This is a genomic window from Pseudoalteromonas peptidolytica (assembly GCF_012641745.1).
GTDB classification, from domain to species: Bacteria; Pseudomonadota; Gammaproteobacteria; order Enterobacterales; family Alteromonadaceae; genus Pseudoalteromonas; species Pseudoalteromonas peptidolytica.
Window position 1 is genome coordinate 70,808 of the sequence record NZ_WEHZ01000008.1, and the last position, 16,593, is coordinate 87,400.

Annotated in this window: 11 protein-coding genes; 6 read left to right on the forward strand and 5 right to left on the reverse strand. The window is 41.9% G+C overall.

Translation table 11 applies throughout. The features are described from left to right. Window positions 1–58: 58 nt before the first annotated feature. Complete coding sequence (locus tag F9Y84_RS07190; RefSeq protein ID WP_147388984.1) at window positions 59–2,122, forward strand: S9 family peptidase; 2,064 nt, start codon at window positions 59–61, stop codon at window positions 2,120–2,122. A gap of 123 nt (window positions 2,123–2,245) precedes the next feature. Here the strand turns inward: F9Y84_RS07190 and F9Y84_RS07195 are convergent, their stop codons facing one another. Then, window positions 2,246–2,719 carry a Dps family protein gene (locus F9Y84_RS07195; RefSeq protein WP_125250725.1) on the reverse strand — a complete coding sequence of 158 codons (474 nt, stop codon included), beginning with the start codon at window positions 2,717–2,719 and terminating at the stop codon, window positions 2,246–2,248. A gap of 372 nt (window positions 2,720–3,091) precedes the next feature. On the opposite strand from F9Y84_RS07195, the gene F9Y84_RS07200 reads away from it, so the two are divergent. Continuing rightward, complete coding sequence (locus F9Y84_RS07200) at window positions 3,092–3,301, forward strand: hypothetical protein (protein WP_125250724.1); 210 nt, start codon at window positions 3,092–3,094, stop codon at window positions 3,299–3,301. Here the strand turns inward: F9Y84_RS07200 and F9Y84_RS07205 are convergent. Both F9Y84_RS07205 and F9Y84_RS07210 read right to left on the reverse strand, forming a co-directional pair. Then, on the reverse strand, window positions 3,298–3,939 hold the full coding sequence (locus F9Y84_RS07205) for an alpha/beta fold hydrolase (RefSeq protein WP_128731424.1): 642 nt from the start codon (window positions 3,937–3,939) through the stop codon (window positions 3,298–3,300). The genes F9Y84_RS07200 and F9Y84_RS07205 overlap by 4 nt on opposite strands. A 75-nt stretch (window positions 3,940–4,014) precedes the next feature. Continuing rightward, window positions 4,015–5,175 (reverse strand): porin, encoded by a 1,161-nt coding sequence (locus F9Y84_RS07210; protein WP_147388985.1) that lies wholly within the window; start codon window positions 5,173–5,175, stop codon window positions 4,015–4,017. Window positions 5,176–5,260: 85 nt separating this feature from the next. Between F9Y84_RS07210 and F9Y84_RS07215 the strand changes: the two genes are divergently transcribed. Both F9Y84_RS07215 and ylqF read left to right on the forward strand, forming a co-directional pair. Further along, window positions 5,261–7,144 (forward strand): methyl-accepting chemotaxis protein, encoded by a 1,884-nt coding sequence (locus F9Y84_RS07215; protein WP_147388986.1) that lies wholly within the window; start codon window positions 5,261–5,263, stop codon window positions 7,142–7,144. A 653-nt stretch (window positions 7,145–7,797) separates the two neighbouring features. Next, window positions 7,798–8,742: a ribosome biogenesis GTPase YlqF gene (gene ylqF / locus F9Y84_RS07220; RefSeq protein ID WP_128731421.1), complete on the forward strand. Its 945-nt coding sequence runs from the start codon at window positions 7,798–7,800 to the stop codon at window positions 8,740–8,742. Here the strand turns inward: ylqF and F9Y84_RS07225 are convergent. Continuing rightward, window positions 8,739–10,148: a sensor domain-containing diguanylate cyclase gene (locus tag F9Y84_RS07225; RefSeq protein WP_147388987.1), complete on the reverse strand. Its 1,410-nt coding sequence runs from the start codon at window positions 10,146–10,148 to the stop codon at window positions 8,739–8,741. The two genes, ylqF and F9Y84_RS07225, sit on opposite strands and share 4 nt — an antisense overlap. 2,429 nt (window positions 10,149–12,577) lie before the next feature. Between F9Y84_RS07225 and fusA the strand changes: the two genes are divergently transcribed. Both fusA and F9Y84_RS07235 read left to right on the forward strand, forming a co-directional pair. Then, entirely contained in the window at window positions 12,578–14,665 is a 2,088-nt protein-coding gene (gene fusA, locus F9Y84_RS07230) for an elongation factor G (RefSeq protein WP_147388949.1), read from the forward strand. 243 nt (window positions 14,666–14,908) lie between these two features. Further along, complete coding sequence (locus tag F9Y84_RS07235; protein ID WP_147388948.1) at window positions 14,909–15,298, forward strand: hypothetical protein; 390 nt, start codon at window positions 14,909–14,911, stop codon at window positions 15,296–15,298. A 284-nt stretch (window positions 15,299–15,582) separates the two neighbouring features. On the opposite strand, the gene hemB is transcribed toward F9Y84_RS07235, so the two are convergent. Next, window positions 15,583–16,593, reverse strand: coding sequence for a porphobilinogen synthase (hemB, locus tag F9Y84_RS07240; RefSeq protein ID WP_125250716.1), 1,011 nt, complete (start codon window positions 16,591–16,593; stop codon window positions 15,583–15,585).

Here is a 16,593-nt window from a genome sequence, read left to right on the forward strand (position 1 = left end):
AAGCTGATTGATATTACACTGGCAAAAAATGATAGAAATTTAGGATGAACACTAGGTGATGGATAAAACACAACCTCTAGCCAAAAAGTTACCAAAATCTTTGCTACATCATGATCATGAACGTATCGATAACTACTACTGGATGCGGGATGATGAGCGTAAAAATGACGAAGTGTTGGCGCATTTAAATGCGGAAAATGCCCACTGTGATGCACTAATGGCACCGCACCAAACATTACAGTCACAGCTATTTGAAGAAATGAAAGGACGTATAGTAAAAGATGATAGCTCAGTGCCCTCAAAAGATGGCAGTTACTGGTATGTCAGTGAAGTGAATGGTGATGAGGAATATGCCAAGCACTATCGCGCGTCGCAAGAAGATCTGTCAGACAAAACCTTATTGCTTGATGTCAACCAACTAGCGCAAGGCAACGAGTTTTATGATGTCGGAGATATTACCGTAAGCCCACATGAACAGCTGCTAGCCTATAGTGAAGACACTGATGGTCGCCGCATCTATACAATTAAGTTTTTGGATCTTACTACCAATACACTACTTCCTGATGTACTGCATAACACAGAAGGTCAGGTAGTGTGGGCTAACGATAATAAGACACTGTTTTACGTTAAAAAAGATGAGCAAACATTACTGGGATTCCAAGTATATCGTCACGTACTGGGCACACCGCAAAGCGATGATATTTTAGTATTTGAAGAGCAAGACCGCCAATTTTATATGGGGCTAGGTAAAAGCCGAGATGACAGTGCGATCTTCATTTATCTTGCTGCTACAGAAACCAGCGATCAGCTTATATTAGACGCGAATGACCCAATGGGAGAGTTTAAAACGCTACTCCCAAGAGTGGAGGGTCATGAGTATGGCCTTGAAAAGATGGGAGAGTTTTATTATATCCTGACAAATAAAGCGGCTAAAAACTTTCGCTTAATGCGTGCCACCGAGCAAACTATCGTTGATATTGAGCAGTGGGAAGAGGTGGTAGCACATCGAGAGCATGTCTTATTAGAGGGACTGGAGTTATTTAATAGCCACTTTGTTCTGACCGAGCGCGAGCAAGGGCAAATTCGCTTTGTTGTACATGACTATCAGGGGCAGAGTTATCATCTTAGCTTTGATGATGCTTGTTATTACGCAACGATTGGAAGTAACCCTGAACCCAGTGCAACCAGCGTTCGTATCCATTACTCAAGCATGACAACGCCTAGCTCTGTGTATGATTGCAACCTAACAAGCGGTAAAAAAACATTAAAAAAACAACAACAGGTGCTAGGTGATTTTAAACCAGAGTATTATCACTCTGAGCGCCTACATATTACTGCTAGAGATGGTGTAAAAGTCCCGGTATCCTTGGTTTATCGTAAAGATAAGTTTCAACAAGATGGCAGTAACCCTTTGCTGCAATATGGCTACGGTTCTTATGGGATCACGATAGACCCGAACTTTTCAAGTCAGATTTTAAGTTTGTTAGACAGAGGTTTTGTTTATGCGATTGCACATATACGTGGCTCTGAAATGCTAGGTCGCCAGTGGTATGAGCAAGGCAAAAAAGCGCATAAACAAAATACCTTCAACGACTTTATTGACGTAACTAAGGCATTGGTTGAGCAAGGTTATGGTGATAAAGACAAGGTATTTGCATCGGGTGGTAGCGCTGGTGGTTTATTAATGGGGGCAATTGCAAATCAAGCGCCAGAACTCTATCTCGGCTTAGGCTGTCATGTGCCGTTTTTAGATGTGTTAACTACCATGTTGGATGAATCTATTCCCCTGACCACGAATGAATATGACGAATGGGGTAACCCGAACTTCCAAGCGGATTATCAGACGATATTGGCTTACTCACCCTATGACAACATCGAGGCAAAAGCTTATCCTCATATTCTGGTTACTACAGGCCTTCATGATTCACAAGTACAGTATTGGGAGCCGATGAAGTGGGTAGCCAAGCTTAGGGAATATAAAACGGACGGTAACTTGCTATTGTTTAAAACGGATATGGAAGCAGGGCATGGCGGAGCTTCTGGGCGATTTAAAAGCTTGCATGAACGTGCTTTAGAAATGGCATTTTTTATAAGTTTGCTGGACACACATAGCCAAGCTTAATTGCTCATATAGTATCACGGCCAAACTCACTTTTACCCAAAGGCTAAGCGAGTTTGGTCGCAGTCAGTTATACCGCTAGGTAATGGCGTATTTAAAGAATGAATGCTCTTTCAAGCAAATGGGCTAGTTTAAATACGCTTTTAGCATCCAAACCAACTTTTCTTGCTCTTTGATATAGTCGCTCATGAGCGCTGCGGTTCCTTCGTCTTCAGCATCACCTGCTTGGGCTAAGATCTCACGCTGCATGGCGATGAGTGTTGTGTAACCTTTAAGTAGAGTCTCAAGCGCTTGTGTACCGTCGCTGATCCCTTTGGCTTCGCTAATTTTGCTGGTTTCTAAGTAATCTGAGAACGCATGTAGTGGATTTCCTTCAATCGTTAAAATACGTTCAGCAATTTCATCTACTTTTTCCAGAAGTAATGTATAGATTTCTTCGAATTTTAGGTGTAGTTCAAAGAACTCACGACCTTTGATGTTCCAATGAAAGCCTCGCGCATTCATGTATTGAATTTGATAGCTACTCAGTAGTGTATTCAAAGCAGTAACTAAAGCTTGGCTTTTGTCTTTGTCTAAACCGATAGAATTAATGTTTGTCATGCGATGCTCCTTGTTGATTTACAGTCAGTATGGCGCAACCGTGATGAATTGCCCAATGATTAAAACCAAACCATTTAATCTAAAAAATCAATCGTTATCATGAAAACACATCAAATATTAAGACAAGATGACCTATATCAGATCGTTAGCAAATAGCGAAAAAGTGACGCCACCGTTGGGGAATAAAGTTTGCCAACTTTTTCCTGAAATCGACAAGGTTGAATAAAATTTGATCCAAAACAAAACGTAAAGCCGCTAGGTCTTTTGGCGGTTTTAAAATTGATTTAGGTCAAAATATCAACGAAGTAGAAGCGCATAATCAGGTCATCAAGGCACACAAAGTAGCGTGTCTAACTACTTGAGGAAATGAGTATGAAAGGCAAAACAACATCCGAACACAAAATGGAAATCGTCGTTGTCGTTATCGCTTTAGTGGCTTTTGTAGTTGGTCTAGTTGGTCACTTGGCAGGTGCAAGTATTGCGAATTCTGATACCTTTGGTTACATCGCTGCGCCGGTTCCATTAGTCGTTGGGTTGATTGCATTTATTGCATATAAAGTGGCTGCAAGCGCAGAGCACTAGGGGTTTTTCAATAAATCGCATATATAATCCATGACTGCGCGAGAATAAATTAGGCTGGTGTGGCTGAGGTGAAATACTTTATGTTCAGCCATACCATTGAGTTTAGTTTCTTCTAGCAGCACAGTGCCGTCTGATTGACTGCCTTTTTGTAGCAATGGCATTAGCCCGATGGGCAAGTCTCCGGCAATACTGTAAAGCTTGGCGTTAAATGGCCAATCTTGGTTACGAGACAACAAAAACTCCACACTGTTTTTTAACAGTAACTCTAGGCCTTTATCGTGCATATGCTTGGCAATGGCACTACCCTTGTGTGGTGTCCCCAACGTCACCACTTTTTTTACCTGTGTACTTGCCACTGAATTGCGCTCTAAATAAGCACGCGCGACCAAGCCTCCCATCGAGTGACAAACTAACGCAGCTGGGTGGTTACCAATAAAGTCGTCTATCGCCTTGCAGATCTTGTCGAGATTGGGGGTTAAGGTGTTGTAACTCAAGTTTAAGATACGATAGCCAGATCTTTCCAAACGTGCGCTAAGGGGCTTCATTACAAAGCCTGACATATACAATCCGTGTAACACAACAACACATTGTATTTGTTGTGTTACGACGTTTTCTAAAGGAATGGGAGAGTGACGCATGTTGCTCCTGAGAACGTGAATACCCCGAGGTTTGGCTTAAGTGTATCACTCTCACTTGAATACTTGATGACTTGGTTATTCAAATTGCCACTCTTGTTTGTAATCATACCGAAAGCCAATAGAGATTGAATCCATATCTTCTTGATTATCATAAGACTTATTCAAATATTCAAGGTGAACTCTCAGTGGTGCTGTGGGAAGCCACTCCAATGTGATGTTGTAACCGTCAAAACTTTGATTGAGCGGATCGAATTGGTAGTAACCATCATCAAAATTAAAGTAACCAGTTTTTAGCTTGTAATGCTTTGATAGTTGATACGCTAAGGAAACATCAAAGGTATGCCCTTGCCTTGAAGCAAGAGAACTATTGCGCTCATACTCTTTATCTTGATAAGCCACAGCAGCGTATAAATCAGGCGTGAATTGATAAGCAAGTGCACCAGACCACAACCGGTTTTCACCGATATGCAGTTCGTTGTCATATACATCATTATGCTGATAGGTAATAGCAGCATGTAGCCCTGCTTGGTCGTAACTTAATCCGGTATTAAATAAGTCGCTTTGGTTGTCGCCCTTGTCGCCGTTAAACTGCCCTGCCGCAATGAACGTCACTGGGCCAAAGTGATAGCGATAGGTTACAAGGTTGTCGACGAAAAAAATACTCTCAGGGTCGTAGGCAAAGGGACTGCTTGCGTGATTAAAAATATCAACATACTCAGCGATAAATAAATACTGCGCAGGTCGTTGTTTACCAATTCCAAAGCGTCCAAATGGCGTACCCAATGCGGTATAGGCACGTCTAGATTTACCGAAGTTTCCTTCATTTGCCAGATCTATTCCCCATTCACCATGAAGCTCAGCTTGCCAGCCAGGCATAAATTCATGGGTGACCTTAATCCCTGCGTGAGACAGTGCGTCGCGAACATCCCAATTGCTCTCGTCATTTTCATTAAGCAACCCAAATGTTGGTCTTATTGTGGCGTAGGTACGGAGTGTGGTTTTTGGCAAAGTCGTAGTCGCTTGGGAAGACTGTTGTGCCGGAGGTGGCTTTACTGCAGGTTCGGGCGGAGTAACTTTTTTTTGTATCATAAACCGTGCTTTCAAATCAGCAAGCTGGCGCTCTAAGTTTTGAATATCGGCCATAGTGACGGGTTGCTCAGAAGCCTGTAATTTTGTCGGAGTCAACAAACAAGCAATGCTTATTAGTGCGGTTGAGGTTGCTAAAGTAAAATTCATCGTTTTTACATCTCTCAGTTGCTAATAACCGAATTATAGACAACACTTTCGATATTCGAGTACTTTTTATTCAGGTTGTTGAAATATGAAGATCCGGACTAAGTTTTCTGTGGCTTCCGCCGTTGTGATCTTGTTAATAATATCTGTAACGACCCTCTCTACTTATTGGTTTGTCAGTGAATCAGTAAAAGCTAAAACGCGTGCTTACGTAACTGACAGTACGAAACTGTTGGCAATTAGTATTGAAAACTGGCTCGCGGGCAAAGCTAACCAGATTAATGTGGTAAAGAGCCAAATAGAACAAAATTTTAGTGAAGAGCACTTTCAGCAAGCATTGAACATCCCCGTATTCAAAAGCGAATTTTTACTTGCTTTTGGGACGTTAGCAACCGAAGAGGGATTAAGGTCTAACAATCCTGCGCGCAAAAACCCTCTAGGCGTTGACTTCAGAGAACGCGCTTGGTATCAGCTGGGTAAAAACCAAAATAAAACAGTCTACACCAGCCCTTACACTGACGCGGCAACGGGAGAGTTGTTGCTGTCTGTGGTATCGCCCATCATGGCTGCCGGCCGCTTCAAAGGAGTGATAGGTGGAGATCTAAGTCTTAAAACGATTGCAAGTAGTGTCAATCTGGTGAACTTTGACGACACTGGGTATGCCTTTTTGGTTGATCGTGCCGGTCGAGTAATTTCACATCATGATGTTGATTTTAATGGGAAAAAGATGGAGCAGGTGTATTCAAACTTGCGTCTATCCGGCGTCGGTGAGTTGCAAGAAGTGGATACAAAAGATGGTAGCCGGCTTTTTTATTTACACCCATTAGATAATACCTACGGAACAGATTGGTATCTTGCGGTACTTATCGACAAAGCAAAAGCATATAAAACATTAACGGAAATTACTCTGAACTCATTGATTATTGCTGTTTTGGCAGTATTTATTGGTGTGGTATGCGTTAGAACACTGGCAATACATCTCCTGAAGCCACTTCATGATTTAGAAACCGCAATCACTGGTATGGCAAGTGGGGGAGGCGATTTAACCCAGCGCTTGAGAATAGTTAATGAAGACGAATGTGGTGTGGTAGCACAGCAGTTTAATGTGTTTTTAGGTTTTTTACATGGGTTAGTGGGCCGGGTCAAAGAACGTGCTGATGATGTCGTACTAAGTAGCGATGCAGCAAAAGAGCTGGCGACACATTCATCGAGTCGGCTGGATAAACAAGTGAGCTTAATTGAAAATCTAGCAACAGCAATGAACGAAATGAGCACCACTTCTACGGAGATAGCAGGTAATGCACAACAGGCAGCAAGTTCTATTACTTCGGTTAATGAAAAGACTTCTGAGGGGCGGGAGATTTTCTTCCAAGCTCGCGGTCAAATTAATACGCTAGCAGATGATATCACTGCATCTTATGAGCTCAGTACTCAACTTGCTGAGTATAGCCAGAGTATTGAAAATATTTTGTCAGTTATCAACGGGATCGCAGAGCAGACTAATTTGCTGGCATTAAATGCTGCAATTGAAGCTGCACGAGCGGGTGAACAAGGGCGTGGATTTGCTGTCGTAGCAGATGAAGTACGTTCTTTAGCATCAAAAACTCAGGAGTCAACGACTGAAATTAAGTCGATGATAGATCAAATCCAAGTGTCATCAACACAAGTGCAGCAGTCAATGGGTAGTAGTCGTGATAAAACTCAGCAATGTGTGTCGCAAACAGAGCAAGCCACGCACATGCTGGAAGAAATCTCAGAAGCCGTGAAAGAATTGATGGATCGTAATATTCAAATCGCCACCGCTATTGAAGAGCAAAGCGTAGTGATAGAAGAAATAAATAAAAACACAATACATATCAACGATATTAGTGTTGAAGTTGGTAGCTTTGCAGACAAGCAGTACAGCGCCAGCGAAGAGCTTGCTAAAAATGCCCATGAGCAAGAAACGTTACTGTCGAAGTTCACGTTGTGATTTTATCATTACAACATAGCGTAAAGCGTTTGTAAGTCGATCATCCCTGTGATGCTTGAGTTTTTCTTACTTGGTCAATCGGTAAAAAAGGTCGCCGACTCGAACGCAATGTGTCTAGCTGGTAGGAGGCTTTGGTTTCTTGCATGGGAGTCGTGTTCGAAGAGCAAATAATCATCGTGAGTATTAATCTCCAGACAACCGCCCAAGGTAGATAAATAAGCGCTTCATAATTATCGTATATAAAACTAACATGCTTAAAACCTGCACTATAGCGCGATATATGTTCAATTAGTGCTAGGGAGCATATAATGAATGTATATAATTACACCCAGTGAAATAATCCATCAAAGCTAGTGAGCTTTACTTTAGTTTAGTTGCACTCGCGTCTTCGTAATTACCATTTTTTGATAAACACTTTTGGTATACATCACGAGTTATACAGAATTAACTCGTCATTACCCCAATTCTTCTACTTTATAGTAGAATAGGAGCTTTAGTGATGAGGTACTGCTGCTGTATTAAAAGCGTTTAGTACCCTATGTTGATCCGAAGTGCCGCGGCTGTCAGATGCAAATAGCACATCAAGGGCGGTGAGTTGAGCGCAACGTATTCAATATATGAGCTTTTAAAGTTAATTAATACAGGTGATTAAAATGGCAATACAGTGGTTCCCAGGACATATGAATAAAGCGCGCAATGAGATCAAAGAAATCATGCCGCAGATGGACGTCATTATTGAAGTGCTGGATGCCCGTATTCCATATAGCAGTGAAAACCCGATGGTGAGCCAGTTACGTGGTGATAAGCCTGTTATCAAAATCATGAATAAAGCAGATCTGGCCGACCCTGAATTAACCAAGCAGTGGATGGAGTACTTTGAGCGTGAGAGTGGCGTAAAAGCGCTGGCGTTTGGTCATGACAAGGCGAATGAAGTGCAGCGCATTAATGCGCTTTGCAAAAAGCTTGCGCCCCATAAAGTCGGTCAAGACAAGCAGCTAAAAGCGATGATAATGGGTATTCCAAATGTGGGTAAGTCAACGCTTATCAATACCCTTGCCGGTCGAATTGTTGCAAAAACGGGTAATGAACCTGCAGTAACCAAAGCGCAACAGCGAATTAAACTTGAAGACGGTATTATGCTGTACGATACGCCTGGGATGCTATGGCCAAAAGTGGAAAATGAAAATTCAGGCTATCGTCTGGCAGCGACAGGCGCTATTCGTGATACCGCGATTAATTATGAAGAGGTGGCAAGTTACACTGCTGAGTACTTATTAACTGCATACCCTGAGCTATTGAAGCTGCGCTACAAACTGGATGAATTGCCTGATTGTGATTGGACATTTATCGAGATGGCGGGTCGTAAGCGAGGCTGTGTTAAGGGCGGAAATCAGGTAGATACTCACAAAATGTCAGAGATCCTCATTAATGAGTTGCGCGATGCCGTTATCGGCAGGATCACCATGGAAACACCAGAAATGCGTGAGTCAGAAGAACAAATGGTCGCTGAATTGAGAGCTCAAGCAGAGGCCAAAAAGGCTGCTCGCGAAGAAGAGAAGCGTCAGCGCCGCGCGAGGGCTCGAAAAAATCGCCGCTAAGCGGCGAATTTGGTTTGATTTCGACCTTGCTTAGCTTGATAAAGCGCGGCATCAGCGCGCTTTATAAAACCATCTTCCGATTCATCAATGTGATATTGTGCAACGCCAATACTGACAGTGACTTTTACCTCACACTCAGCTCTTTCCAGAGCGATATGAATTTTCTCAGCTACCGCAATTCCTTCATCTAACGTCGTTTTTGGCAGCAAAACCATAAACTCTTCACCACCCCAGCGACACAATAAGCCGTTGTTTTCTATTTGGCGTTTACACACAGTTGCGAAACATTGCAGCACCCTATCACCGACAACATGGCCATGTCGGTCGTTAACTTGCTTAAAATGGTCAATATCCATCATCAGCATAACAACGGGGGTTGATTGGTTTCTGGATTTCGCAAGGTGATGTTGTAGCTGCGGCTCGAAAGCTTGGCGATTAAAGGTGTCTGTGAGTTTGTCGTATTTAGCCATTTTTTCTAAGCGCTTTTGATAATGGTTAAATGTTAAGTGTGCAACGACCAGTATAAATATCGTAACAAAACTACCGACCCATAAATTCGTAGTAAGAATGTCATCTATACCGTTGGATTTATCAACTTTCTGCTCAACAATTAAATGCCACCCAATAGAATCCAAGTAACGCGAATGGACAAATTTTGTATGGCTTTGCGACTCAATGATAAATTGATATTCAGATTGTTTAAGTAATGTTGTTGCTTGTGATGGGAAATGGTCATGAATGCTGGTGCCAGACAACACAGTATCATTAAAAAATAGTACTCTACCTTTATGATCGATAAAGTAGAACTTACGCTCATAAGTATTTTCATACTGCGTGATTAAGTGATGTAAATCAGCCAACAACACACCCACTCCGACAATACCTAGCACCTCATCGTCAAGTTCTATTTTGTGATTAACGTAGACGATAGCTTCACTATTATCCCTTGGGTCAATGTCTACATTGAGAGAATAGGGGGAGTCACTGTGAAGACTCTCGCGGTACCAGTCATCTTGTTTTTCACGAATATCTAATTGCTCTGTTGAGCCATTCGCATGATAGTAAGTAAGGCGTTTATCATCGACTAAAAAACTGGTTCTGGCTTGGTGCAGTGCGCGGGTGTCAGCAAGGTAAGTGAAGATGAGATCTGAGTTACGTTGCTCAGATTGCAGCCACTGTCTAATAAATACATTATTCGCCATTTGCTGAGATACAATGATTGGTGCTTGCAAACGTTTTTGTAAATCTAAATCGACGAGATGACTGGTAAGTAGTAGAGCGTCATCGCTAATCCCGTGATAAAGAGACTGTTTTGCATGCTCAATACTGATCCAGCTTGTAAAGATGAAGCCTACCAACAGTAGCAAACTTAACAACATATTGTAACGATAGCGTCTCGCGTTCATATTATTGTTATTTCAGGAAAAGTAGCATGATACGAGCTTGGCTAACAGAAAGCGATAACACGCTATTACAGCTTAATTTGAAGTCGAGGGATTAAGCGTGAGTGAGAAATAAAAAAGCCCTGAGCAGGGCTTTTTAAGTTCATATCTACCGTCACCGATATGAGCAATGTAGCAAGTAATGGTTGCCAGTGACACACATCAAGGGGCGTTGTAGCGCATCACCGACAACACGATTCAGGGTCGAATCAGCAAGAGTATGAGCTCTTGTTGAGATTGATTATCAATTAGATTTACTCAAACGTCAATATCTTTTTGAAAATAATTCTCATTATCGATTTTTTTGGGGGAGTGAGTGACAAACCTGAGGTTCGGATAAGGAATCCTCTTATATTAATCAGTCTTGATATTTGCTCATTTTGAAGACGTAAATCTGACGCTAACTGTGCTAAAAGTTTTTTATTTATGACAACTAAATAGCAAAATTTTTGCCTTGCTTAAAAGTGAACTTAACCCAGCTAGCGCTGCTATACAGGTATTAATTATCTGCGGATTAGGTTAGCTAGAGTGAAGGGTTATAATATCTTGGATTTAGGGCATAAAAAAAGCCCTGAGCAGGGCTTTTTAAGTTCATATCTACCGTCACCGATATGAGCAATGTAGCAAGTAAATTGTGAGAATGGACTTAGTCAGCTTTAGGGGCGACCGAATTAAGTTCATTCAAGCCATTAACGTTGGCAATCCGTGTTTCAGGGTCGAGAAACAAACTAGAGTACTATTGCCAAATTAGGAGTACATCGGGTGGATGGTTAATAGATACCATCAACACATCTAACTAAGTTGGCTAAACAACACGCTTCCGTCTTGTTGATATTGATTATCAGTTAGATTTGGTGGTGAGTCAATAGTTTTTTGAAAATAATTCTCATTAATATCTTTGTGATGTGTAGAGTGTGTATTTAATACTGTTGGGGGTCTACTACAGATGTCTTCGCTGTTTTAGGCGGTCTTTTATGTCATGACAGGTTGTTATACCAATTAGACTTAATCCTTGCTCAATTTGAAGGCGTAAATCTGACGCTAACCGCGTTAAGAATTTCGATTTAGAACAACTAAATAGCAAAATTTTTGCCTTGCCTACATGGCGGGGAGGTACCTTGGCGAGAATTGGAGGCGGCAGCGGGTTATCGACTAGATTTTATCGCCTCAACATAGGCTACTTAATAAAGATAATTGGTATTAGCTTACATCTCGCAATTTAAATAGCCTTAAAATAAAAAAAGCCCTGAAAAGGGCTTTTTGATTTCATATCTACCGTCACCGATATGAGCAATGTAGCAAGTAAAAAGTGGAGTTAGCGTCTAAATACGAGGAGCAATGCAAGTGCCTGCTAACATCCTAGGTAGTTATGGTTACCAGCCATGTTTCGGGTCAAGAAACTAGTGTATTAACAAGTTGAGCCGTCACTCCCTTCTTGTTGATATTGATTATCAATTAGATCTAGGTTGCTGTCAACACTCTTTTTGAAAATAATTCTTATTTAGATCTAAGTGTATGTAAATCAATCAAATATAAACTTTTAGAGGCGTATGTTTTTTTATTGTGTCGATTTGGTTATTCTTTTTTCCTGATGTTTACTTTTGCTCTCCTATACGAGACTCAAAAACAAACCACATGCTGCTAGATATCGTTGTATTTCTGTTCAACTCCTGCATTCTTTTATGGCTATTATTAGTTGTCATTAGCGTGCGGATATAAAGTGGAGAGTGGTTATATTTTCAGACTGGCAAGTTAACTTAGGCTTTGAATAACCAATGTCTTTTTAGTGTTTCGTGCTAACAGCGTCGGAATCACTTCCAACAGCCAATAAGTTTATGGGTAAATTCACGTAACCTATCGGATACAAATTAGCCGGATATGAGAGTTGAGCTACTTTCAAAGCATTCTGGTTTAATAAGGCAATAATTGATAAAACGATAATACCAATTTTCTTAATTAAGTGGTTTATTTTGAGGCAAGAAAATCTTGTCGATAACTCCGCTACCGCCTCCTGCTATCGCTAAGGTACCTACATCCATTTAGGCAAGGCAAAAATTTTGCTATTTAGTTGTTCTAAATCGAAATTCTTAACGCGGTTAGCGTCAGATTTACGCCTTCAAATTGAGCAAGGATTAAGCCTAATTGGTATAAACTAGCTTATTCTTTCTCTGATCCTCAAGCTAAGCGATGTAAAATATAGGTGTCAATATGTCATGTCATCGCCAAAAATGCTGCTCTAAGAAGTGAGGTACAGGTAAATCATCCTCGAAAATTTCGCATTAGAAACTTTTTCGCGAATTGATTGCATTTTAAACGACTTCAAGGATGATGTTCGCTACAAGAGGTGATATACTCCCGCCGAATAATTTTTCTACTTTAAATAGAGTAAAACAATGGCAGATTTATCGAAATACAGAAACATTGGTATTTTCGCGCACGTTGATGCGGGTAAAACTACCACCACTGAGCGTATTCTAAAGCTTACTGGTAAAATCCACAAAACTGGTGAAGTACACGACGGTGAGTCTACTACCGACTTCATGGAGCAGGAAGCTGAGCGTGGTATTACTATCCAATCAGCAGCGGTAACTTGTGAGTGGAAAGGCCACCGTTTAAACGTTATCGATACTCCTGGACACGTTGACTTCACAGTAGAAGTATACCGTTCACTTAAAGTACTTGACGGTGGTATCGGTGTATTCTGTGGTTCTGGTGGTGTTGAGCCGCAATCAGAAACTAACTGGCGTTATGCGAACGAATCAGAAGTTGCACGTGTAATCTTCGTAAACAAACTAGACCGTATGGGTGCAGACTTTTACCGTGTAGTTGGTCAGGTTGAAAAAGTACTTGGCGCTAACCCTCTAGTGATGACGCTACCAATTGGTATCGAAGACCAATTTACTGGTGTTGTTGATGTACTTGAGAAGAAAGCATACGTTTGGGATGAAACTGGTCTTCCTGAGAACTACGAAGTACAAGACGTTCCAGCAGACATGGTAGACAAAGTTGAAGAGTACCATGAGATGCTAGTTGAGTCTGCTGTTGAGCAAGATGACGACCTAATGGAAGCGTACATGGAAGGTGAAATGCCTTCTCTTGAGCAAATCAAAGCATGTATCCGTAAAGGTACTCGCGATCTTGCATTCTTCCCTACATACTGTGGTTCTGCGTTTAAGAACAAAGGTATGCAGCTAGTACTAGACGCAGTTGTTGATTACCTACCTTCTCCAACTGAAGTTGATCCACAGCCTCTAACTGATCCTGAAACAGGTGAGCCTACTGGTGACGTTGCGACAGTTGACGCAGAAGAGCCACTTAAAGCGCTTGCGTTCAAAATCATGGACGACCGTTTCGGTGCACTTACGTTCATCCGTATCTACGCTGGTCGCATGAAGAAAGGTGACACGATCCTTAACTCTGCAACTGGTAAAACAGAGCGTATCGGCCGTATGGTTGAGATGCAAGCAGACGAGCGTAACGAACTTACTGAAGCACAAGCGGGTGACATCATCGCTGTTGTAGGTATGAAGAACGTTCAAACTGGTCACACGCTATGTGATCCTAAGCACGAATGTACTCTAGAAGCGATGATCTTCCCTGATCCAGTAATCTCTATCGCTGTTGCACCTAAAGATAAAGGTGGTAACGAGAAGATGGGTATCGCTATCGGTAAGATGGTTGCAGAAGATCCGTCATTCCAAGTTGAGACTGACGAAGATTCAGGTGAAACTATCCTTAAAGGCATGGGTGAGCTTCACCTAGACATCAAGGTAGACATCCTTAAGCGTACTTACGGCGTTGAGCTAGTTGTTGGTCAGCCTCAGGTTGCTTACCGTGAAACTATCACGCAAGAAGTTGAAGATAGCTACACGCACAAGAAGCAGTCAGGTGGTTCTGGTCAGTTTGGTAAAATCGACTACCGTATCAAGCCAGGTGAAGTTGGTTCAGGCTTCACGTTCTCTTCTTCAGTTGTTGGTGGTAACGTTCCTAAGGAATTCTGGCCAGCAGTTGAAAAAGGCTTCAAGTCAATGATGGAAGAAGGTGTTCTAGCTGGCTTCCCAGTACTAGACGTTGAAGTTGAGCTATTCGACGGTGGTTTCCACGCAGTTGACTCATCAGCTATCGCGTTCGAAATCGCAGCTAAAGGCGCATTCCGTCAGTCTATCCCTAAAGCGGGTGCACAACTTCTTGAGCCAATCATGAAAGTTGATGTATTCACGCCAGAAGACAACGTAGGTGACGTAATTGGTGACCTTAACCGTCGTCGCGGTATGATCAAAGACCAAGAAGCTGGCGCAATGGGCGTTCGTATCAAGGGTGAAGTACCACTATCTGAAATGTTCGGATATATCGGTCACCTACGTACTATCACGTCTGGTCGTGGTCAGTTCTCTATGGAATTCTCACACTACGCTCCGTGTCCAGCAAATGTTGCTGAAGCGGTAATCGCAGCTGAGAAAGAGAAAAAAGCAGCTAAGTAATAAATTACTTATTCTGTCAGAAAAGGCCGCCTTCTGCGGCCTTTTTTATTTTTTAAATTCAATAGGTTAAACTAGGAATATTCCCTCTACAATTCGTCACTTTTAATTCATATTTTATTAATTCTAAAGTTCTTGCTTTAGGAACATTGCCACTTTATCATTACGGTTTGTCGAATAAATATAGCTCCATGATGTCATTGAAACTGTCGGTGGGAGTGTTTGGGTAAATAAAGGAGATACTCAATGAGAACCATAGAATTGGAAATTAACTGGCTTTTTTACGCACTTTCTTTATCACTGATATGGCTAGGTCACGTAGTCTTTTCAACATTTAGCATTCCTGCATCAATGCTTCAAATTGTTACCATGTTACTATTACTGTCTGTGCTAACAACACTTGCCTTCTCACTAACGGGAAAGCGCTTTTTACATATTGACAAAGTAGGTGTTAGTTATAGCTGCTTTGGTAAAACACACTATATCCATGCTGAGCATATCAAGTCTATTAAATTACGCTCTTTTGGAGTGTTGAGCATCCCTGCAGTTTACCTAGATAACGGTACTGTTAAACGCTTTTTAAGCTGGAAGATGACCCGCGAAGAGCTGAATAAAGCAGATACAATATTACACTGATAATCTACAAAGAGTGTTGCTATTCTCAACATATAAAATTACGCTAGGTAACACCACTTCAGCGTAATTCTTGCTCATCTAGAGAGTAAATCAGGTGCTACAATTGGCTACTCAGAATGGCATTCATTATCCGAAGTTCAGGTTAGCTAAGTAACCAAATCTTTGCCTTATCTATATGGACATAGGTACTTTGGCGGCAGCGATATGCTTGATAAAACTCCAAAGTTCAAAATGAGCACTTATCCAAGCTAGTTGGGATACGTGCTCATCTACTTAATTGCAGATTATTTTTCGTTTAGCCAAATAGCTGCTTGCTTTGCAAAGTAAGTTAAAATGCCATCTGCGCCTGCACGTTTGAATGCTAAAAGGGACTCAAGCACCACTGGTTTTTCTGCCAGCCAGCCGTTATCAATTGCAGCTTTGTGCATTGCATATTCGCCACTGACTTGGTAAGCAAATGTAGGTACTCCAAATTCATCTTTTACACGTCTAACAACATCAAGATATGGCATGCCTGGTTTGACCATAACCATGTCCGCACCTTCTTGTAGGTCAAGGGCAACTTCCCTGAGTGCTTCGTCTGAATTTGCAGGATCCATTTGATAGGTTTTCTTGTCGGCACCTTTAAGATTACCAGCTGATCCAATCGCATCGCGGAAGGGGCCGTAATAACTTGAAGCATATTTAGCTGAATAAGCCATAATACGCGTATGGATAAAACCACATTCCTCAAGCGCCTCTCTTACAGCACCAATTCGGCCATCCATCATATCGGAGGGGGCAACCACATCTGCGCCGGCTTCAGCATGGGATAAGGCCTGTTTGACCAGTACTTCAATGGTCTCCTCGTTCATTACATAGCCATCGTCATCTAAAATGCCATCTTGACCGTGGACGGTGAACGGATCTAGTGCAACATCGGTAATCACACCAAGCTCTGGACATTCAGCCTTTATAGCTCTTACTGCCCGTTGCGCTATCCCTTCAGGGTTATAAGCTTCCTCTGCAAGCAGAGATTTATGTTCAGCTGGCGTCACAGGAAATAGTGCAATGGCAGGTACACCAAGCGCCACGAGTTGTTTAGCTTCTTCAACAAGTAAGTCAATTGATAAACGTTCGATACCTGGCATAGAGGGAATAGCTTCGCGCTTTGATTCTCCATCCAATACGAAAACTGGATAAATCAAGTCATTGACTGTCAGCGTGTTTTCGCTCATTAGACGTCTTGAAAAGTCATCGCGACGCATTCTGCGCATGCGAGTAAGGGGGAAAAGATCAAGTCCTGATTGAGCCAC